Annotated in this window: 22 protein-coding genes; 5 read left to right on the top strand and 17 right to left on the bottom strand. The window is 61.1% G+C overall.

Annotated features, from left to right (window positions below; translation table 11 throughout):
- The 4 genes from VGK14_RS01070 to fae all read left to right on the top strand — a co-directional run.
- Positions 1–985, top strand: a 985-nt coding sequence (locus tag VGK14_RS01070) for a M3 family metallopeptidase (RefSeq protein WP_331507053.1), incomplete at its 5' end; no start/stop codon positions are given.
- Positions 982–1,542, top strand: a complete 561-nt coding sequence (locus VGK14_RS01075) for a glutaredoxin family protein (protein WP_331507054.1) — start codon at positions 982–984, stop codon at positions 1,540–1,542. The genes VGK14_RS01070 and VGK14_RS01075, both read left to right, overlap by 4 nt.
- Entirely contained in the window at positions 1,539–2,315 is a 777-nt protein-coding gene (gene xth / locus VGK14_RS01080) for an exodeoxyribonuclease III (protein WP_331507055.1), read from the top strand. The genes VGK14_RS01075 and xth overlap by 4 nt, the downstream gene beginning before the upstream one ends.
- Positions 2,316–2,410: 95 nt before the next feature.
- A complete protein-coding gene (gene fae, locus VGK14_RS01085; protein WP_331507057.1) occupies positions 2,411–2,956 on the top strand; it encodes a formaldehyde-activating enzyme in 546 nt (181 codons plus the stop codon).
- Positions 2,957–3,031: 75 nt separating this feature from the next.
- Here fae and VGK14_RS01090 read toward each other — a convergent pair whose 3' ends face one another.
- Complete coding sequence (locus VGK14_RS01090) at positions 3,032–3,250, bottom strand: hypothetical protein (RefSeq protein WP_331507058.1); 219 nt, start codon at positions 3,248–3,250, stop codon at positions 3,032–3,034.
- A 94-nt stretch (positions 3,251–3,344) separates the two neighbouring features.
- Positions 3,345–4,382, bottom strand: a complete 1,038-nt coding sequence (gene mutY / locus VGK14_RS01095) for an A/G-specific adenine glycosylase (RefSeq protein ID WP_331507059.1) — start codon at positions 4,380–4,382, stop codon at positions 3,345–3,347.
- A 49-nt stretch (positions 4,383–4,431) separates the two neighbouring features.
- Here mutY and VGK14_RS01100 point away from each other — a divergent pair, with 49 nt between their 5' ends.
- Complete coding sequence (locus VGK14_RS01100) at positions 4,432–4,629, top strand: hypothetical protein (protein ID WP_331507060.1); 198 nt, start codon at positions 4,432–4,434, stop codon at positions 4,627–4,629.
- 11 nt (positions 4,630–4,640) lie between these two features.
- On the opposite strand, the gene ptsP is transcribed toward VGK14_RS01100, so the two are convergent.
- From ptsP to VGK14_RS01175, 15 genes are all read right to left on the bottom strand, one after another.
- The gene (gene ptsP / locus VGK14_RS01105) at positions 4,641–6,365 is read right to left on the bottom strand and encodes a phosphoenolpyruvate--protein phosphotransferase (RefSeq protein WP_331507061.1); all 1,725 of its coding nucleotides are present in this window, start codon (positions 6,363–6,365) and stop codon (positions 4,641–4,643) included.
- 85 nt (positions 6,366–6,450) lie between these two features.
- Positions 6,451–6,720, bottom strand: a complete 270-nt coding sequence (locus tag VGK14_RS01110) for an HPr family phosphocarrier protein (protein ID WP_331507062.1) — start codon at positions 6,718–6,720, stop codon at positions 6,451–6,453.
- Complete coding sequence (locus VGK14_RS01115; RefSeq protein ID WP_331507063.1) at positions 6,717–7,124, bottom strand: PTS sugar transporter subunit IIA; 408 nt, start codon at positions 7,122–7,124, stop codon at positions 6,717–6,719. Before VGK14_RS01115 ends, VGK14_RS01110 begins: the two co-directional genes overlap by 4 nt.
- Positions 7,125–7,218: 94 nt before the next feature.
- Entirely contained in the window at positions 7,219–8,052 is an 834-nt protein-coding gene (gene rapZ, locus VGK14_RS01120) for an RNase adapter RapZ (protein WP_331507064.1), read from the bottom strand.
- Between the two features lie 6 nt (positions 8,053–8,058).
- On the bottom strand, positions 8,059–9,018 hold the full coding sequence (gene hprK / locus VGK14_RS01125) for an HPr(Ser) kinase/phosphatase (protein ID WP_331507065.1): 960 nt from the start codon (positions 9,016–9,018) through the stop codon (positions 8,059–8,061).
- Between the two features lie 178 nt (positions 9,019–9,196).
- Positions 9,197–9,523 carry a ribosome hibernation-promoting factor, HPF/YfiA family gene (hpf, locus tag VGK14_RS01130; protein WP_331507066.1) on the bottom strand — a complete coding sequence of 109 codons (327 nt, stop codon included), beginning with the start codon at positions 9,521–9,523 and terminating at the stop codon, positions 9,197–9,199.
- 14 nt (positions 9,524–9,537) lie between these two features.
- Positions 9,538–10,980, bottom strand: coding sequence for an RNA polymerase factor sigma-54 (locus VGK14_RS01135; protein ID WP_331507067.1), 1,443 nt, complete (start codon positions 10,978–10,980; stop codon positions 9,538–9,540).
- Between the two features lie 9 nt (positions 10,981–10,989).
- A complete protein-coding gene (lptB, locus tag VGK14_RS01140) occupies positions 10,990–11,712 on the bottom strand; it encodes an LPS export ABC transporter ATP-binding protein (protein WP_331507075.1) in 723 nt (240 codons plus the stop codon).
- Positions 11,713–11,750: 38 nt separating this feature from the next.
- A complete protein-coding gene (gene lptA, locus VGK14_RS01145) occupies positions 11,751–12,341 on the bottom strand; it encodes a lipopolysaccharide transport periplasmic protein LptA (RefSeq protein WP_414691690.1) in 591 nt (196 codons plus the stop codon).
- Positions 12,322–13,140: an LPS export ABC transporter periplasmic protein LptC gene (gene lptC / locus VGK14_RS01150; RefSeq protein WP_331507068.1), complete on the bottom strand. Its 819-nt coding sequence runs from the start codon at positions 13,138–13,140 to the stop codon at positions 12,322–12,324. The genes lptA and lptC overlap by 20 nt, the downstream gene beginning before the upstream one ends.
- A 33-nt stretch (positions 13,141–13,173) precedes the next feature.
- Entirely contained in the window at positions 13,174–13,698 is a 525-nt protein-coding gene (locus VGK14_RS01155; RefSeq protein WP_331507069.1) for an HAD family hydrolase, read from the bottom strand.
- Between the two features lie 42 nt (positions 13,699–13,740).
- Entirely contained in the window at positions 13,741–14,736 is a 996-nt protein-coding gene (locus VGK14_RS01160; RefSeq protein ID WP_331507070.1) for a KpsF/GutQ family sugar-phosphate isomerase, read from the bottom strand.
- Between the two features lie 111 nt (positions 14,737–14,847).
- On the bottom strand, positions 14,848–15,360 hold the full coding sequence (locus VGK14_RS01165; protein ID WP_331507071.1) for an NADH-quinone oxidoreductase subunit B family protein: 513 nt from the start codon (positions 15,358–15,360) through the stop codon (positions 14,848–14,850).
- A gap of 161 nt (positions 15,361–15,521) precedes the next feature.
- Positions 15,522–17,069 carry an NADH-quinone oxidoreductase subunit C gene (locus tag VGK14_RS01170; protein WP_331507073.1) on the bottom strand — a complete coding sequence of 516 codons (1,548 nt, stop codon included), beginning with the start codon at positions 17,067–17,069 and terminating at the stop codon, positions 15,522–15,524.
- 4 nt (positions 17,070–17,073) lie between these two features.
- The coding region (locus VGK14_RS01175; RefSeq protein WP_331507074.1) for a hydrogenase 4 subunit F at positions 17,074–18,226 on the bottom strand (1,153 nt) is incomplete at its 5' end.

The following is an 18,226-nucleotide window of genomic DNA, read 5'->3' on the forward strand; positions in this document are numbered from 1 at the left end:
GCAGTATTTCCCCGAGCCGCAGGTGCTGCAAGGGCTGTTCCGCGTGATCAGCTCGCTGTACGGCGTAGAGGTGCGCAAGGCCGAGGCGCCGGTGTGGCACGCCGACGTCGGCTTCTTTGAGATCGTTGACCGCGACGGCGCGCTTGTCGGCCAGTTCTACCTCGATCTCTACGCCCGCGACAAGAAGCGCGGCGGCGCCTGGATGGACGAAGCCATTACCCGGCGCAGAAAGGCGCACGGCATCGAGACGCCGGTGGCTTTCCTGACCTGCAATTTCTCCGCGCCGGTGGGCGGCAAGCCCGCGCTGTTCACGCACGACGAAGTGATCACGCTGTTCCACGAAACCGGCCACGGCCTGCACCATCTGCTGACTCGCGTCGAGGAATACGGCGTTTCCGGCATCAAGGGCGTGGAGTGGGACGCGGTCGAACTGCCCAGCCAGTTCATGGAAAATTTTTGCTGGGAATGGGATGTGCTGCGGCATATGACGGCGCATGTCGATAGCGGCGAGCCGCTGCCTGAGCAGTTGTACGATAAGATGGTCGCTGCGAAGAACTTCCAGGCCGGTCTGCAAACCCTGCGCCAGATCGAGTTTTCGCTGTTCGATATGCGATTGCATGGCGAATTCGACCCGCTGGGCAGCAAGACCGCGCTGGATTTGCTGCTTGAGGTGCGCAAGGAAGTCGCGGTGGTGTTCCCGCCCGGTTACAACCGCTTCCCCAACAACTTCACGCACATTTTCGCCGGCGGTTATGCGGCGGGCTACTACAGCTACAAGTGGGCGGAAGTGCTGTCGGCGGACGCCTACAGCCTGTTCGAGGAAAACGGCGTGCTGAGCGAGGAAACCGGCCGACGCTTCTGGAGCGAAATCCTGGCCCAGGGGGGCTCGCGCCCGGCGCTGGAATCCTTCGTCGCATTCAGGGGCAGGGAGCCGACGCTGGATGCTTTGCTGCGCCACAGCGGCATGGTGGAGACGACGGTATGAGATTCGCCTTGATATGGGCTCTGCTGGCGGCCGTTCCGGCTTGGGCCGGCGACCTGTACAAATGGCAGGACGGCAACGGCATCACCCGCTACAGCGACCAGATGCCGCCTCCCGGAGCGAAGAATCTGAAGAAGCTCAAAAGCACGGCCAATACGCTGGCGGCTGAAAAGACGGCGGTTACGCTGCCGGACGAATCGCGCACCGCGGCAAAAAAATACCCGATTACGCTCTATTCCTTTGGAGATTGCGGCGAAGCCTGTAAAAAGGCGGAAGCGTTTCTCGATAAAAGAGGTGTGCCTTACGCGTTGAAAGGCACGGATAAGGATAAGATCGAACTGCAAAAACTCACAGGCAAGCTGGACGTGCCTGCGTTGATGTTCGGCAACACCGCTCCCATTATCGGTTTTGAAGAGAACCGCTGGAACAGGGAGCTGGATTTGGCCGGCTATGCCAAGAGCAACCCTTATCTCAAGCCCGGCGTGAGCATGGCGGTCAAGCAGCAGCCCAAGGAGCAGGTACCTGCCGTCGATACCGTGCCGGAAAATAATCCGCAATGAAGCTGGCTGCCTGGAACGTCAACTCGCTCAAGGTGCGGCTGCCGCATGTGCTGGATTGGCTGGCGGCCAACCAGCCGGATGTGCTGTGTCTGCAGGAAACCAAGCAGGAAGACAAGGATTTTCCGGTACCGGCATTGCAGGCGGCGGGGTACGCAGCGTTGTTCGCCGGCCAGAAAACCTATAACGGCGTCGCCATTCTCAGCAAGGCCCCCGGCACGGAAGCGCAGGTCGGCATCCCCGGCTTCGACGACGTGCAGCAGCGCGTGCTGGCGGCGACGGTAAATGATGTAAGAGTGGTATGCGTGTATGTTCCCAATGGACAGAGCCTGGATTCCGACAAGTACCAGTACAAGCTGCGCTGGCTGCAAGCGCTGACCGACTGGCTGCGGGCGGAACTGGTGAAATACCCCAGGCTGGCCTTGCTGGGCGATTACAATATTGCCCCGGAGGATCGCGACGTGCACGACCCCAAAGCGTGGGAAGGCCAGGTATTGTGTAGCCCGGCCGAGCGCGCAGCCTATGCCGGGCTGATCGGACTGGGGATGCACGATGCCTTCCGCCTGTTCGAACAAAAGGAAAACAGCTTCAGCTGGTGGGACTATCGCATGGCCGCGTTCCGCCGCAACATGGGCTTGCGTATCGACCACATCCTGCTGTCGTCGCCGCTGGCGCAGCAATGCACGGCCTGCTGGATAGATACCGCGCCGCGCAAACTGGAACGGCCTTCTGACCATGCGCCGGTGGTGGCCGAGGTGGCGTGCGCCGGGATCTGAGCCTGAGCTGCCGGCCCGATTAACCGGGCAATTTGCCCGAACCCGCCCCCTTCTATAAAATTCACGCTTTCATCGAACGACTTAAGGACCCTACCATGACCAGCAAGATCATTTTCAAGGCCGGCGAAGCCACCGTATTCAGCCCCGGCAAAGACGTCACGGCAGCCATGCCGGAAATCCTCATCGGCGCCGTAGACGGCCCCGTCGGCCAGGCTTTTGCCAACATGATGGCGCAAAGCAAGGGCCATACCGCGATGTTCGCCGTGCGCGACATCAACCAATTGGTCCGCCCGGCAACCATGATGGTGCCCAAGGTGACGTTGAAGGATTCCGCCAATATCGAGCTGTTCGGAGGCGTGGTGCAAGCCGCTACCGCCGACGCCGTGCTGGACTGCGTGATCGAGGGCATCATCCCGCGTGACCAGGCCAATGATCTCTGCATCATCAGCCTGGTGTGGATCGACCCGGGTTGCGCCAAGGAAGCCAACCTGGACAAGGCTGACATGTACAAGAACAACTACGAAGCCACCAAACTGGCGATCAAGCGCGCGCTGAACGACGAGCCCTCCATTGAGGAACTGATCAAGAACCGCGATACCATCAAGCACTGCATGTGGGAAGATAGCTGGGATCAGAAGTAATCAGTCAGCGGCAATTCCGGCGCAAGCCGGGGCGGGAAAGGGCGGCCTGGAGCTGCCCTTTTTTGTTATGGGCGCTCAGTAATCGGCATTGCGGCCGGTCGAATATCCCGCCGGGATATCGCACTGATATTGCCCGCAGTCCTTGCAGAAATGATCGTTCATCGTCGGGCAGAGCGTGAGATGGTCGTTGCCGCAAAAACGGCAAATCATCGCCGGCTTGGCCAGGGTTTTCTCCTTGGCTTCGTGATGCGCATGCGCGACTTTGGTACTGCCTAAACCGTATTTATTATCCATGGTGTATCTCCACAGTAATAGCCATACAGCAACATTCGCAACCTGATTCAAACTCTATATCATTTTGCACAATTAAAAAAGCGGGCAGCATCGATCAGGGTCGCAGCCGTTGCAGCAGGTTTCTGACGGCGGTCGGCAGTGCCGAGCCGAGTGCGTCTTCCCTGTCCAGCCACACCAGACCGGCCTGGCGCGCCTCGGGCAGTTGCTTGATGACGCGCAACGGCTGCGGCGTGATGTGGAGGCGGAAGTGGGTGAAGGTGTGGGTAAACATCGGCAATGGCGGCAATGCTTGCGTTTCCAGCCCGAACGCCTGTCTTGCGGTTAGCTGCGCATCTTCGATGGCGGCGGTTTCCGGCAGGCTCCACAAGCCGCCCCAGATGCCGCTAGGGGGGCGTTTTTCCAGCAGGATCTGGTTGCCGTTGAGTAACAGCAGCATCACGGTTTGCTTTTCGGGCAGTGCCTTGCGCGGCTTGGGTGTGGGCAATGCGTCGGTGCGGTCGTCGCGCAGCGCCACGCAATCTTCGCGCAATGGGCAGTCGCCGCAGTTCGGCCGGGTGCGGGTGCACAGCGTGGCACCCAGGTCCATCAAACCTTGGGTGTAGGCTTCGATGGCGCAGCCCGGCAGCAAGGATTCCGCCAGCGCCCACAGCCGCTTCTGCACCGTGGGCCGATCCGGCCAGCCTTCTATGCCGAAACAGCGGGTGAGCACGCGCTTGACGTTGCCGTCGAGGATGGCTTGCTGCTGGCCGAACGCAAACACGGCGATGGCGGCGGCGGTGGAGCGGCCGATGCCGGGCAGGGCTTGAACCGCATCGACGCTCTGCGGAAACTGCCCGCGATGCAGTTCCACCACCAGCTGCGCCGCCCTATGCAGGTTGCGCGCGCGCGAGTAGTAGCCTAGGCCGCTCCAATGCTGCAGCACTGCATCCTGGTCCGCCGCGGCGAGATTGGCAATGTCGGGGAAGCGCGCCATGAAGCGCTGGTAATAAGGGATGACGGCGCTCACCTGCGTTTGTTGCAGCATGATTTCCGACACCCAGATGGCATAAGGGTCGCGCGTGTTTTGCCAGGGCAGCGTATGGCGGCCGTGAGTCTGTTGCCAGGCGATCAGCTTGCGGGCGAAATTCTGCATGAAAGGTGGTTAGAATGGCGGCAAGAGTCTTGAACTAAAGGAGAACATCATGAAATTATCGTCCTGTTTAATCGCGCTGGCGGTACTGCTCGCCGGTTGCGGTGAAAGCCGGCAGGCAGCAGCCCCGCCGCCTGCCAAACTGTTCGCACCCCAGCGCGAGGCGCTGGACAAGGCTAAAGGCGTCGAGCAAACCGTGAACCAGCAGGCCGAGCAGCAGAAACAGGAGGCTGAACGCCAGGCCGAATAAAGCACCCGGTGTCAGGCATTGAGCTTGACCAGTAGCGGTTCGATATTTTCGGCATCGGTGCTGCCCAGGATCTTGCGCACCATGATGCCCAGCCGGGGCAGGCTGGTTTGCAGCACCTGGCGCTTGACGGCGAGAATGTTGGCCGGGTGCATTGAAAACTGGCGTAAGCCGAATCCCAGCAGCAACCTCGTCAGCCGGGCATCGCCGGCCATTTCGCCGCACACCGACACCGGTTTTCCGGCCTTGTTGGCGGCGCGTATGGTCATTTCGATCAGCTGCAGTACGGCGGGATGCAGCGGCTGGTAGAGATGCGCCACGGTATCGTCGGTGCGGTCGATCGCCAGCGTGTATTGGATCAGGTCGTTGGTGCCGATCGAAAGAAAATCCAGTCGGCGCGCGAAAGTTTCCGCCGCCAGTGCCGCGGCGGGGATTTCGATCATGCCGCCCACCGGCACCAGCTCGTCGAAAGGAAGGGCGTCATCGCGCAGGCTCTGCTTGGCGCGGTCGATCAAATGCAGCGTCTGGCGCAGCTCGGCCTGGTTGCACAACATCGGGATCAGGATTTTTACCTTGCCGTAATGCGAAGCGCGCAGAATCGCACGCAGCTGGGTATGGAATAGCTGCGGCTCGGCCAGGCACAGGCGAATCGCGCGCAAGCCCAACGCTGGATTGGCGCAGGTGCGGGTGCCATCGGGGTCGACCTGCTTGTCGGCGCCGATGTCCAGCGTGCGTATCGTCACCGGCAAGCCTTTCATCGTTTCCGCCACCTTGCGGTAGGCCTCAAACTGTTCGTCTTCTGCCGGCCATTCGCTACGGTTCATGAACAGGAATTCGGTACGGTACAGACCGACGCCGGTTGCGCCTACCGCTTTCAATTGCGTGACATCGCCGGGGATTTCGATATTGGCGTGCAGGTCGATCACGGTGCCGTCCAGTGTCACCGCCTTGGTCTGCTTGAGCCGCTTCAGCTTCTGCTGCTCCAGCTCCCACTGTTCCTGGTGCAGCCGGTATTCGGCCAGCGTGTCCTTGTCCGGAGCGACGATGACGACGCCCTGGTGCCCGTCGACGATGATCAGTTCGCCGTTTTGTATCAGGTCGCGTGCATGGTGCAGCGCGACGATAGAGGGAATATTCAGGCTGCGCGCCAGAATCGCAGTGTGCGAGGTAGCGCCGCCGACGTCAGTGATGAATGCGGCGAACTGGTGCTGCTTGAACTGGATCGCATCCGCCGGCGACAGGTCGTGCGCCACCAGTATGATGCTTTGTTCCTGCCGCGCCAGCGCGGCTTGGCCGGGATGTCCCAGCAGGACCTTGATGACGCGCTCGACCACCTGCACCACGTCGAATTTGCGTTCGCGCAGATAGGTGTCCTCGATCTCGTCGAACTGCGCGACCAGGTCGTCCATTTGCAGCTTGAGCGCCCATTCGGCGTTGCAGTTTTCACTGAGGATGATGTCCTTGGGCGACTCCGACAATGCGCGGTCGGAGAGGATCATCAAATGGGTGCTGATGAAGGCGCCCATTTCTGCCGGCGCATTGGCCGGCAGATGGCTGCGGATGCTGTCGAGGTCGTGGCGCACGGTTTTGATCGCGTGCGCAAAACGCGCGACCTCGGCCTTGAGCAATTCGTCCGGCACCACGTAATGCGCGACTTCCAGCAGCGCGTGCGACACCAGATGAGCATGGCCTATCGCCACGCCTGATGATACGCCGACGCCGTGCATGGTAAAGCTCATAAAGCTTTACTCCATGTAATGGTGAAACTCATGAAGCGCAACCGTTTAAAACGGGTAACACTCATCGAAATGCGGCTGCCCAGGCTCATTCGCCTTCCCCGAACTTGTTGTTGATGAGCTCCACCAGCTGGCTCATGGCTGCGGTTTCATCGTCGCCGCTGGCTTCCAGCGTAATTTTGCTGCCTTTGCTGGCGGCCAGCATCATCACGCCCATGATGCTTTTGGCATTGACGCGCCGGGTGCCGCGCTCTATCCATAGCTGGCTGTCGAACTGTCCGGCCACTTGCGTGAGCTTGGTGGAGGCGCGGGCATGCAAGCCCAGTTTGTTGACGATTTCAATTTCCTGCCGAATCATGTTTTACACATCTCCCGGGTAATATGAAGAATCCCTCCGGTGCCGCCGGCAATGGCTTTCTCCACAAGGGCTTCCAGTGGTTCGTTACGATAGGAAATAGCCCTTACCAGCATCGGCAGATTGACGCCGGAAAGGCCCTCGACACGGCCGGGCTCCATCAGCCGGCAGGCGATATTGCACGGCGTGGCGCCGTAAATGTCGGACAGCACCAGCACGCCGCCGCCGTCCTCCTCGTTCAGTTCGTTGACCAGCGCGCGCGCCTGCGGCAGCAGCTCGACCGGATCGTCATGCACCGATACGCCCAGCTGCTTGAGCAGCGGCGGGCGTTTACCCAGCACATGGGTGGCACAGTGAATGAGGCTGTCGCCTAGCGTTCCATGAGCGATTACCAGTATTCCAATCATGATTCAGAAATCCTTTTGCACTCCGGGGAACAGGCTGAGCAATGCCATCCTTTTCTTTTCCCCGAGCTCCCTATAGTAGACGGTCCCATGTTGCTCAAGCCAGTTCGCGGTGCCTCACCAGCACCCGTTGTTGTGCGCGAAAGTATTGCGCCAAATGCTCGACAAAATACACCGAGCGGTGTTGCCCGCCGGTGCAGCCGATGGCGATGGTCAAATAGCTGCGGTTATCCCGCACGAAACACGGCAGCCATTTTTCGATGTAGCCGCGAATGTCTGCCAGCATTTCTGCCACTGCCGTCTGGCTCTCGAGGAATTTTTTTACTGCCGGGTCATGGCCGGTAAGCGGGCGCAGCATGGGATCATAATGTGGATTGGGCAGACAGCGTACGTCGTAGACGAAATCGGCATCCAGCGGAAGCCCATGCTTGAAGCCGAAGGATTCGAATAACAGCGTCAACCCGCTGTGGTCGAGCGCGGCGAAATCCTTGACCCACGAGCGCAACGTATTTGCCGCCAGTTCGCTGGTATCGATACGGTGACCAAGATCGGCGAGTTCCGTCATCAACGCGCGTTCCGCATGGATGCTTTCCGCCAGCGTACGCTCGCCGCCTGACAAGGGATGGCGGCGCCTGGTCTCGCTGAAACGTTTGACCAGGGTTTCGGTATTTGATTCGAGAAACAGCAGTTGTAGCTCGGCGCCGCGCGACCTGAGTCCGCGGATGTGCCCCGGTAGCTCTTCCAGCCTGGCGCTGCGCGTATCCACGCTGACGGCGACCAGTTGCTGGCCGGCTTGGTCCAGATGCTCTACCACCGGGGTCAGCATCTGTGCGGGCAGGTTGTCGACGCAGTAATAGCCGCTGTCTTCCAGCGCCTTCAGCACGATGCTTTTGCCGGAGCCCGACAGGCCGGTGACGATTACCAGGTGCATCGCTGGCTAGTTCCTGTCATCGTGCGACATATTGCGCCGGATTTCGCGGTTCTGGCGCTGCAAGAACTGGCGTGAGCTGTTGACGCCGCGCAGCAGCAGGATGTGGTTGCGTACCGCGACTTCGACCAGCACCGCAAGGTTGCGACCGGCAGCGACCGGCAGCGTTACTTTAGGGATTTTGACGCCGAGGATGGTTTCGCTCTGCGCCTTGATCTTGAGCCGGTCGACCTGGTGCGTGGCAAAATTTTCCGCCATTTCCAGCTGCACGATCAGGTCCAGCGGCTTGGTGGGCTTGATCGCGTTGTCGCCGAACAGCGCGCGCACGTTCAGCACGCCTAAGCCCCGCACTTCCAGAAAATCCTGCAGCAGTAGCGGGCAGCGGCCTTCCAGGCGCTCCGGCGAAACGCGATAGAAATCGGTGACGTCGTCCGCCACCAGACGGTGGCCGCGCGTAATGAGTTCCAGCGCGAGTTCGCTTTTGCCGATAGCGGCTTCGCCCTTGATCAGCACGCCGAAACCCTGCACTTCCAGAAACACGCCGTGGGAACTGGTCGATTCCGCCACCGCCTGGGCCAGGAAATGGCTCAGCACGTCCATCAGGCGCGGGCTCTGCTCGGGTGACGTGAACAGCGGGGTTCTCGAGTGGTCGGCAGTATCCAGCAACACTTGGGGCGCCACTTCGCCATTGGCTACGACGACTGCGGCCAGGTCGGTGGAAAACAGGTTGGCGATGGCGAATTTCAGTCCGTCATCGTCCAGGCTGCGCAAATAATCCATTTCGGCGCAGCCCAAGACCTGCACCCGGTTGGGATGCACGAAATTCAGATGCCCGATCAGCGCCAGCGAAGGCTTGGTAACGGCTTCGCTGGTGAGCAAATTGCCGCCGCCTTCCTTGCCGGCAACCCACGTCAGCCGCAGCTTGCGGCGGGTATCGCGGTAAAGCTCGGCAACGGTGATCTGGGCCATGTAAGAAGGTTAACCGCCGATGAACGCAGATAAATGCCGATGGCTCAGCAATCGATTTACTATTCGCAGCACAGCGTAAGATGCATGCAAAAAAGGATAGTGATTGTCTGAATAATCTGTTTTATCTGCGTTCATCGGCATTTATCTGCGGTTGAATGCTGTTATGGTTTTTTTAACCTTATTCGGCGTTCTGGTGCTTGACGCCGCCATTGGAGCGGTGGTGGTCGGAAATTTTTTCCTTGAACTTCAGCACCTGACGATCCAGCTTGTCCGCCAGCAAATCGATCGCGCTATACATGTCGCCGTTGCTGCATTCCGCATGCAGGTCGCTGCCGGGAACATGGATGGTGGCTTCGGCTTTCTGCGCCAGCTTTTCCACGGTCAGGGTGACCTTGACGTCGATCACATGGTCGAAATGATTGGTGATGCGCTCCAGTTTGGACTGGACGTAATCGCGCAGCGGCGGAGTGATTTCGAGATGATGTCCGGTCAGGTTCAGGTTCATGATGATGCTCTCCTCTAGATGGTCTTGCGTTGATTGGCAGCGGGTATCTGCAAAGATTCGCGGTATTTGGCGATAGTGCGGCGTGCCACGACGATACCCTGCTGTCCAAGAATGTCGGCAATCTGGTTGTCGGAGAGCGGCTTGCGCGGCTCCTCCGCAGCAACGAATTGCTTGATTAATGCGCGTATGGCGGTGGCCGAACAGGCGCCGCCGGATTCGGTAGCGACATGGCTGCCGAAGAAATATTTGAGTTCATAAACACCGCTCGGTGTAAGCATGTACTTGCGGGTAGTCACCCGCGAAATGGTCGATTCATGCAGGCCAAGCTCGTCGGCGATTTCGCGCAGCACCATGGGACGCATTGCCACGTCGCCATGCTCGAAGAAGTTGCGCTGGCGGTCGACGATCGCCTGGGACACGCGCAATATCGTGGCAAAGCGCTGCTGGATGTTCTTGATGAACCATTTCGCCTCCTGCATTTGCGTGGACAGGTACTGGCTGGAACTGTCGCGGTTGCGGGTGAGAATGTCCGCATACATGCGGTTGATGCGCAATTTGGGCACGGCCTCGCCATTCAGGCTGGCAAGCCACATGCCTTTGACTTTTTTCACCACCACTTCCGGCTGCACGTAGTGGTCGGCTTCGATGCGGGTAAAAGCGGAGCCGGGGCGGGGGTCTAGCCGGGTGATGAGCAGCTGTGCCGCGCGCAGGGTTTCGTCATCGCAGCGCAGGTTTTTTTTCAGGCGTGCATAGTCGCGCGTCGCCAGCAGCGGTAAATGGTTGCGCACGATGAGCAGCCCCATATCCCGCTGCGGAGTATCCTCGGGCTGTGCGAGCAACTGCAACTCCAGGCATTCGGCCAGATTGCGCGCCCCCACGCCGAGCGGGTCGAGATGCTGGACCAGCTTGAGCGCCGTTTGCAGCTCCAGCAGGTCGATTTCCAGTTCGGCGGGCAGCATCTCCGCCAGTTCTTCCAGCGGCTGATCCAGATAGCCGTCTTCGTTGATCGCATCCACCAGCAGCGCGGCCAGCGCCTGATCATGTTCGGACAGCGGCATCATGCGCAATTGCTCCAGCAGGTGCTCGCGCAGCGTGGGCGCGTCCGGCTCCTGGAACAGGTACTCGTTATCGTCGTCGCTGCTGGCGTTGCCGCTGGAAACCTTGTCCCAGCGTTCGCTTTCCACCGAACTGAAATCCGTTTCGGCCGAGTCCGGCGATTCCGGGGTTTCAGCCGGAGCGCCGACCTCGGTATCGACGGTCTGGCTGTCGGTGCCGGTATAGTTCGGCGTCACCGCATCTTCTTCGCTGCCCCGTTCCAGCAGCGGGTTTTCCTGCAGCATCTGCTCCAGTTCCTGCCCCAGTTCCAGCGAAGACAGCTGCAGCAGGCGGATGGACTGCTGCAGCTGCGGGGTGAGCGCCAGGTGCTGCGAAAGGCGAAGTTGTAATGATTGCTTCATGGTCGATGCTTACAGCCGGAAATCCTTGCCGAGGTAAACCTCGCGCACGCTTTCGTTGGCGATGATTTCGTCGGGCCGCCCGGCCGCCATTACGCGGCCGTCGTTGACAATATAAGCACGGTCGCAAATGCCGAGCGTTTCGCGCACGTTATGGTCGGTAATCAGCACTCCTATGCCTTGTTCCTTGAGGAAGCGGATGATTTTCTGGATATCGATCACTGCAATCGGGTCGATGCCGGCGAAGGGTTCATCCAGCAGGATGAAGCGCGGACCGCTGGCCAAGCAGCGGGCAATTTCCACGCGCCGCCGCTCGCCGCCGGACAGGCTGACCGCCGAATTGTCGCGCAGATGGGTGATGTGCAGTTCCTGCAATAGTTCATCGAGGCGCAGTTCCAGCTTTTCCGGCGGAATATTCTGCAACTCCAGAATCGCCAGGATGTTTTCCGCCACCGTCAGCTTGCGGAAAATGGAAGGCTCCTGCGGCAGATACGACAAGCCCATGCGCGAGCGGCGATGGATCGGCAGCCTGCTCAGGTCATGGCCGTCCAGCGTGATTTGCCCGCCGTCCAGCGGCACCAGCCCCACCATCATATAAAAGCTGGTGGTTTTGCCCGCGCCGTTGGGCCCCAGCAGGCCGACGATCTCGCCACTGGAAACCTTCATCGAAATGTCGTGGACCACCGTGCGCGCCTTGTAGCGCTTCTGCAATCCCTGAACCTTGAGCTCACTCACAGTTGCCAACCCTGGACTCCCGGTTGCCGTCCCTTGCATCATTGATTGTCTTGCGGTGCGGAGGCCGGCGGCGTTTCTGCGGCAGGCTTCGCGCCGGCGCCTTTCGCCGACTTCGGCTGGATCACCGCGTGCACGCGGCCTTTCGGATTGGCCGGCGTCGCCCCCTGCGGGCCGCCGAGCACTTCGGCGTACTCGGCGTTGGCGTCGTACATGATGTAATCGCCATGCACGATGTCCTCGCCGCGCTTCACCCATGCCTTCACGTACAGCTGCACCTTGTCCATGCGGCCGTCGTATTCGATGCGCTGGCCGCTGCCCTGTATATATTCGTCCTTGCCTTCCATCTTCTGGCGGAAAGTGGTGGGGCTGCCGGTGGAGGTGCTGTGCTGGAAGCCGTCCTTGTCCTCGCGCACGACCAGTTTGTCGGCATGAATGACTAGCGTGCCTTGGGTGAGGATGACATTGCCGGAATACACGCTGATTTTTTTGGCGTCGTTCGAGGTCAGGCTGTCGGCCTCGAGGTCGATAGGCTTGTCGCGGTCGGCTTTTTCCGCGAACGACATGCCGCTTGCCAGCAGCAGGAGCAGCGAAAGGGCGAGGTGAGATATTTTAATTAGCGGGATTCGCATAATGTCTCCGGATCCGGGTCTTGGAATGCCCGGCTTTGGTTTCGGTTTTTTTCGCCTTCCGGCCGTTGGTCTTGGTTTTCTGGGTATTCATGTCGTTGGTGCCAGCCTTGTTTTTGGAGCGCGGGCTTTTCACATCCGCTTTATCCTGTTTCTGGCCCGCTGGCGCCGTCACCGGCGCTTTCACGCCTGCGACCTGTTCTACAGTCAGCGGCGGCAGGGGTGGTGCATCGGGGCGCTCGTAATGCACTTTGACGCGGTTGAACAGCTTCAGTATGCGCTCTTTTTTGTTGTACTCCATGCCGCTGGCGTGAACGACCGTGCGCGGAGCCTGCAGGATAGTCACGGGGCGGTCGGTTTTCAGCAGGCCCAGATCCGGCATGATATGCATATACTCGGTCAGCAGGGTCAGTTCGCCTTTTTGCGGAGTCGCTGCGCGCACCATTCTCACATTATCCATGAAATAGACATTTTCGGCATTGGGTGAAACCAGGCCGCGCCCGCCTTGCACCTGTATGGTTGGCTTTTTGAGTGAGAATTGCGTGAAAAAGGGCCGCGTGAGCTTGGTGGTGTCATCGTCCGGAAAATGCCGCATGTCAGTGCCGGCCAGGCTGTAGCGCGGATTGCCCTGCCGGTCTGTTCTGTGCGAGGAAAAATTGTTGACAATGTAATCCGGGTCATGTCGCGTGCTGCCGTCGCGCTTGGCTGCGGGCGGCTGCACGCTGTGGTCTATCCACAGCGTGAGTGCCGCCAGCAGCGCCAGCAGTATTAGCGCAAACCAGATTGCGGGAAAGCCTTTCATGCGCGCTGTCCGTGACAAGTGCTCAGATCGTCCTCACCGCAGATACTGCGCCATCTGCTCATCATAGGTATCTTGTGCCTGCATGATGAATTCGCAAATCTCGCGCACCGCGCCCTGCCCCGCTCCGCGCGAAGTTACCAGGTGGGCGTGCTGCTTGACCAGCGGTGGCGCCGCGGGCACGGTGACGGCGAAGCCGCAGCGACGCATCGGCGGCAGGTCGACCACGTCGTCGCCCATAAAGGCGCATTGCTCCGGGGTCAGCCCGGTTTGCCGCAGCAGGTCGAGAAAGGCTTCCAGCTTGTCTTCCACGCCCTGGTAAAAATGGCCGATGCCGGTGCTCTCCGCGCGTTTGGCGACAACGTTGGAAGTGCGGCCGGTGATGATCGCCATGTCTACGCCGCTGGCCTTGAGCAGCTTCATCCCGAGGCCGTCGTGCGAATTGAAGGCCTTGTACTCGAGGCCATCATCGCCGAGGATCAGGCGGCCGTCGGTGAGTACGCCGTCGACGTCGAAAATGATCAGCTTGATCTTGCGCGCGCGCTCTATTGCTTCATTCATATCGATAATTGGTACAAACACCCGAGGTGTGTTGCATGCCTTTCAAATCACTTTTGCCCGCAGCAGGTCGTGCATATTGAGTGCGCCGATCAGCTTGCCCGCCTCATCCACCACCAAGAGACCGTTGATCTTGCGTTCTTCCATCAGTTCCACGGCTTCCACAGCCAGCTGGTGCGGGCCTATCGATTGCGGATTACGGTGCATGGTGTCGATGATCATTGCGCCGCGAAAATCCAGGCCCTGCTCCAGGATGCGCCTCAGGTCGCCGTCGGTGAAAATGCCTATAGGCTGTTCCTCGGCGTTGATTATCGCAGTCATGCCCAGGCCCTTGCGCGTCATTTCCAGCAGCGCTTCGGAGAGCGAGGCGTTGGCTGGAACGCAGGGTACGGCGTCGCCGCTACGCATGATGTCCCACACATGCACCAAGAGCCGCCTGCCCAGCGCGCCGCCCGGATGCGAACGGGCAAAGTCCTCGGCGGAAAAGCCGCGTGCGTCCAGCAGCGTCACCGCCAGCGCGTCGCCCAAGGCCAGGGCCGCAGTCGTGCTGGCGGTAGGCGTCAGGCCCAGCGAGCAGGCTTCCTGCGCGACGCCGGCGTCCAGGTGCACGTCCGACTCCCGCGCCAGCGAGGAATGGGGGTTGCCGGTCATGCTGATGAGCTTGGCTCCCATGCGCTTGAGCAGCGGAACAATAGCCAGCAGCTCGTCGCTTTCGCCGGAATTGGAGAGCGCCAGCAGCACGTCAGCGTGCGTAATCATGCCGAAATCGCCGTGGCTGGCCTCGGCCGGGTGCATGAAAAACGCCGGCGTGCCGGTGCTGGCCAGGGTGGCGGCGATCTTGCTGCCGATATGGCCGGACTTGCCGATGCCGCTGACGACAACGCGCCCGTGGCATTGCAGGATGAGATCGACCGCGTGCTGGAAGCTGGCGTCGAGTCGCAGCGCCAGCGCTTCCACCGCGCGTGCTTCGATTTGCAGCACTTCGCGCGCCAGATCGAGGCCGTGCGCGGCCTTCTGTGGTTGCTGTAATGCAGATGACATATACGAAGTATAAAAGGGAAACCCTGCCGGAGAAAGCCTCGGCACGTTATTTGCTGTAAATAATTGCTGCGGCCGCGCGGGTTGGTGCAGCCATGGACAGGGCAGGACAGGTTATGTTTTGCGGACGGCGGCAAGAATGCCTTGCAGCAGCTGGATGGGCGTCGGCGGGCAGCCGGGCACGGCAACATCCACCGGAATGGCGTTGGCGACGCGCCCGCACGAAGCATACGATTCGCCGAAAATGCCGCCGCTGCATCCGCAGTCGCCCACCGCGACCACCAGCTTGGGCTCCGGAATGGCGTCGTAAGTGCGCTTCAAAGCTTCTTCCATGTGGCGCGCCACCGGCCCGGTGACCAGCAGCAGGTCGGCGTGGCGCGGGCTGGCGGCGAACTTGATGCCCAGCCCCTCGATGTTGTACTGCGGGGTGTTGAGCGCATGGATCTCCAGTTCGCAGCCGTTGCATGAGCCGGCGTCCACATGCCGGATTGCCAGCGCGCGGCCCAGGCAGTCGAGAATGGCTGCATGCAGCTGCTGCGCCTCCGGGGTACGATAGTCTGGGTTGGCTGGCGGTGGGGCTTCGGTCCGGATGCCGGTGCGCAGAATCTGGAAAATTATCTTGTGCATGGCTTTAGCCCCGTAAACTGCCGATGAACGCCGATAAAACCACCAAAAACAATGGCCTGCTATCGATGCCATGGTCACCGATTGGGGGAACATGTAGGTGAGAGCAACGTATTGAAATATCGGCGTTCATCGGCGTTTGTCGGCGGTTAATTGCTTTAAGTTCATAGATCCTGTCCGCTGTAGCTCAGATTGAAGGATTTGTTGATCAGCGGAAAATCCGGCACGATGTTGCCGATCACGGCATGCTCCAGCAGCGGCCAGTTCTGCCACGACGGGTCGTGCGGGTGCAGGCGCTGGATCATGCCATCCACGCCGGTGTGCAGGCCGATCAGCGCCTCGCCGCGCCAGCCTTCGACCCAGCCCAGACCGAAGCCATGGTCCGGGAGCTGCGGCAGTTCGGTCAGCGTTTCACCGCCGGGCATGCGCTCCAGCATCTGGCGGATCAGCCGCAACGATTCGAAAATTTCCTCGAAACGCAGCAACACGCGTGCCGCGACGTCGCCGTTGCGGTGCGTCGCCATGCGCACCTCGAGCTGATCATACGGCGCTATCGGAAATTGCGCGCGCAAGTCCCAGGCCAGCCCAGACGCGCGCCCGGCCAGCCCGGCCAGCCCCAGTTGCGCCGCCAGCGCCGGCGTGACGCGGCCGGTGGTAAGAAAGCGGTCCTGCGCGCCGGCATGCTCGTCGTAGATGTCCTTCAGCAGCCGGACCTGCCGTTCCAGCGCGTCGGCCTCGTTCCGCAGCCGGTCATAATGCCCGGGCGCGAGGCCAACGGCGACGCCGCCTGGAACGATGCAGTCCATGAGGTAGCGGTGCCCGAATAGATCATGCTGGGTGCGCAGCCATTCTTCCTTGAGCCGCCAGAACTGGGCGAAACCAAAGGAGAGTGCCACGTCGTTGCCGAGGTAGCCCAGGTCGCCCAGGTGGTTGGCGATGCGCTCGCGCTCCAGCAGCAGCGCGCGCAGCCACAGCGCGTGCGGCGGCGGAGTGCTGCCGGCGATGCTTTCCGCGGCCATGGCGTAGGCCCAGGCGAAGGCCACCGTACTGTCGCCCGATATCCGTCCGGCGAGTTTGGCGCCCTGGGCGACGCTCATGGTTTCGGCGAGTTTTTCGATGCCCTTGTGTGCGTAGCCCAGCCGCTCTTCCAGACGCAGTACGCGCTCGCCGACCACCGAGAAGCGGAAATGCCCTGGCTCTATGGTGCCGGCATGCACCGGCCCCACTGCGATTTCGTGCACGCCGCTGCCACTCACGCTGACGAACGGGTAGCCATCCGCCGTGCGCGGATGGCTCGCTGTGAAGTCGCAATCCTTGCGTAGCGGAAACACGTCTTGCGGCCAGCTGCCGTGCCGCAGCCACTGGCGGCTGTCGTCCGCGCCTTGCGCGACGATGCCCAGCAGGTCGTACGTCGCCCGCTGCATGCGGTTGGCGGCGGGGAACAGGGCGTCGATGGCAGGATAGGCGGGGTTTTGCGCCGGCAGCGGCAGCGTCAGGCAGATCAGCCCGGGCTGGTCCGCCAGCGCCACATGCAGTGCGAAGCCCGCGCCCTGCTGTCGCTCGTCCGAGCCCCATAGCGCGATGAGCCGCCCGCCGTTGCTGCGGACTTTTTCGCAAGCGACGTGCAGCTGCGAGGCAGCGGCCATGCCGTGCCAGGCCGGCATGGCGCCGGGAAGAGCGACGAGGGGAACGGGAAAATCCGGGTTGTCCATGGTCTTATCCCAATAACGCGGCGGCCTGGCGGTACCAGTCCGCGAGGTAAGGGGGAATGTACAGTCCCAGCATCAGCACCAGCGCCAGGTGCGCGAACACCGGGGTTAATGCCGGCGGATGGGGCAAGCGTTTGCCGGCGGTTTCGCCGAACACCATCGGCTGCACCTTGCCGAAAATCGCGGCGAAGGCCACTCCCAGCGCGGTGAGCAGGAAGGGCGTGGCCCAGGCATGCTCGTGCATCGCGGTGGTGAGGATGAGGAACTCGCTGGCGAACACGCCGAACGGCGGCATGCCGAGGATGGCCAGGCTGCCCAGCGCCAAGCCCCAGCCGATGGTGGGGTTGGTCTGGATCAGGCCGCGGATGCCGTCCATCAGCTGCGTGCCGGATTTCTGCGCGGCATGGCCGACGGTGAAGAAGATCGCCGATTTGGTCAGCGAATGTACCGTCATGTGCAGCAGCGCGGCGAAGGTCGCCACCGGCCCGCCCATCCCGAAGGCGAAGGTGATCAGCCCCATGTGCTCGATCGAGGAGTAGGCGAACATGCGCTTGATGTCCTTCTGCCGCGACAGGAAGAACGCCGCCAGCACCACGGAGAGCAGGCCGAAGCCCATCATCAGGTTGCCGGCGAAGTGGCTTTCCAGCGCGCCGTCCACCAGCACCTTGGAGCGCACCACGGCGTAGAGGGCAACGTTCAGCAGCAGGCCGGACAGCACCGCGGAAATCGGCGTCGGGCCTTCGGCGTGCGCGTCCGGTAGCCAGTTGTGCAAGGGCGCGAGGCCCACCTTGGTGCCGTAGCCCACCAGCAGGAATACGAAGGATAGCGACAGCACGGTGGGCTCCAGCACGCCCTTGACGTCGTTGAGGTGCGTCCACAAGAGCGCGTTGCCGCCTTCGCCCAGCACCTTCTCAGCGGCGAAATACAGCAGGATGGTGCCGAACAGCGCCTGGGCGATGCCGACGCCGCACAGGATGAAGTATTTCCACGCCGCTTCCAGGCTGGCCGGGGTGCGGTAGAGCGACACCAGCAGCACCGTGGTCAGCGTCGCCGCTTCCATCGCCACCCACAGGATGCCCATGTTGTTGGTGGTGAGTGCCAGCAGCATGGTGAAGGTGAATAGCTGGTACATGCTGTGGTAGAGCCGCAGCCGGGCGCTG

The sequence above is a fragment of the Novimethylophilus sp. genome (genome assembly GCF_036504375.1).
GTDB lineage: Bacteria > Pseudomonadota > Gammaproteobacteria > Burkholderiales > Methylophilaceae > Novimethylophilus.

Bases quoted from the DNA above. Each gene is read 5' to 3' on its own strand.
- VGK14_RS01075 (WP_331507054.1), top strand. From the start codon at position 982: ATGAGATTCGCCTTGATATGGGCTCTGCTGGCGGCCGTTCCGGCTTGG.
- xth (WP_331507055.1), top strand. From the start codon at position 1,539: ATGAAGCTGGCTGCCTGGAACGTCAACTCGCTCAAGGTGCGGCTGCCG.
- fae (WP_331507057.1), top strand. From the start codon at position 2,411: ATGACCAGCAAGATCATTTTCAAGGCCGGCGAAGCCACCGTATTCAGC.
- VGK14_RS01090 (WP_331507058.1), bottom strand. From the start codon at position 3,250: ATGGATAATAAATACGGTTTAGGCAGTACCAAAGTCGCGCATGCGCAT.
- mutY (WP_331507059.1), bottom strand. From the start codon at position 4,382: ATGCAGAATTTCGCCCGCAAGCTGATCGCCTGGCAACAGACTCACGGC.
- VGK14_RS01100 (WP_331507060.1), top strand. From the start codon at position 4,432: ATGAAATTATCGTCCTGTTTAATCGCGCTGGCGGTACTGCTCGCCGGT.
- ptsP (WP_331507061.1), bottom strand. From the start codon at position 6,365: ATGAGCTTTACCATGCACGGCGTCGGCGTATCATCAGGCGTGGCGATA.
- VGK14_RS01110 (WP_331507062.1), bottom strand. From the start codon at position 6,720: ATGATTCGGCAGGAAATTGAAATCGTCAACAAACTGGGCTTGCATGCC.
- VGK14_RS01115 (WP_331507063.1), bottom strand. From the start codon at position 7,124: ATGATTGGAATACTGGTAATCGCTCATGGAACGCTAGGCGACAGCCTC.
- rapZ (WP_331507064.1), bottom strand. From the start codon at position 8,052: ATGCACCTGGTAATCGTCACCGGCCTGTCGGGCTCCGGCAAAAGCATC.
- hprK (WP_331507065.1), bottom strand. From the start codon at position 9,018: ATGGCCCAGATCACCGTTGCCGAGCTTTACCGCGATACCCGCCGCAAG.
- hpf (WP_331507066.1), bottom strand. From the start codon at position 9,523: ATGAACCTGAACCTGACCGGACATCATCTCGAAATCACTCCGCCGCTG.
- VGK14_RS01135 (WP_331507067.1), bottom strand. From the start codon at position 10,980: ATGAAGCAATCATTACAACTTCGCCTTTCGCAGCACCTGGCGCTCACC.
- lptA (WP_414691690.1), bottom strand. From the start codon at position 12,341: ATGCGAATCCCGCTAATTAAAATATCTCACCTCGCCCTTTCGCTGCTC.
- lptC (WP_331507068.1), bottom strand. From the start codon at position 13,140: ATGAAAGGCTTTCCCGCAATCTGGTTTGCGCTAATACTGCTGGCGCTG.
- VGK14_RS01155 (WP_331507069.1), bottom strand. From the start codon at position 13,698: ATGAATGAAGCAATAGAGCGCGCGCGCAAGATCAAGCTGATCATTTTC.
- VGK14_RS01160 (WP_331507070.1), bottom strand. From the start codon at position 14,736: ATGTCATCTGCATTACAGCAACCACAGAAGGCCGCGCACGGCCTCGAT.
- VGK14_RS01165 (WP_331507071.1), bottom strand. From the start codon at position 15,360: ATGCACAAGATAATTTTCCAGATTCTGCGCACCGGCATCCGGACCGAA.
- VGK14_RS01170 (WP_331507073.1), bottom strand. From the start codon at position 17,069: ATGGACAACCCGGATTTTCCCGTTCCCCTCGTCGCTCTTCCCGGCGCC.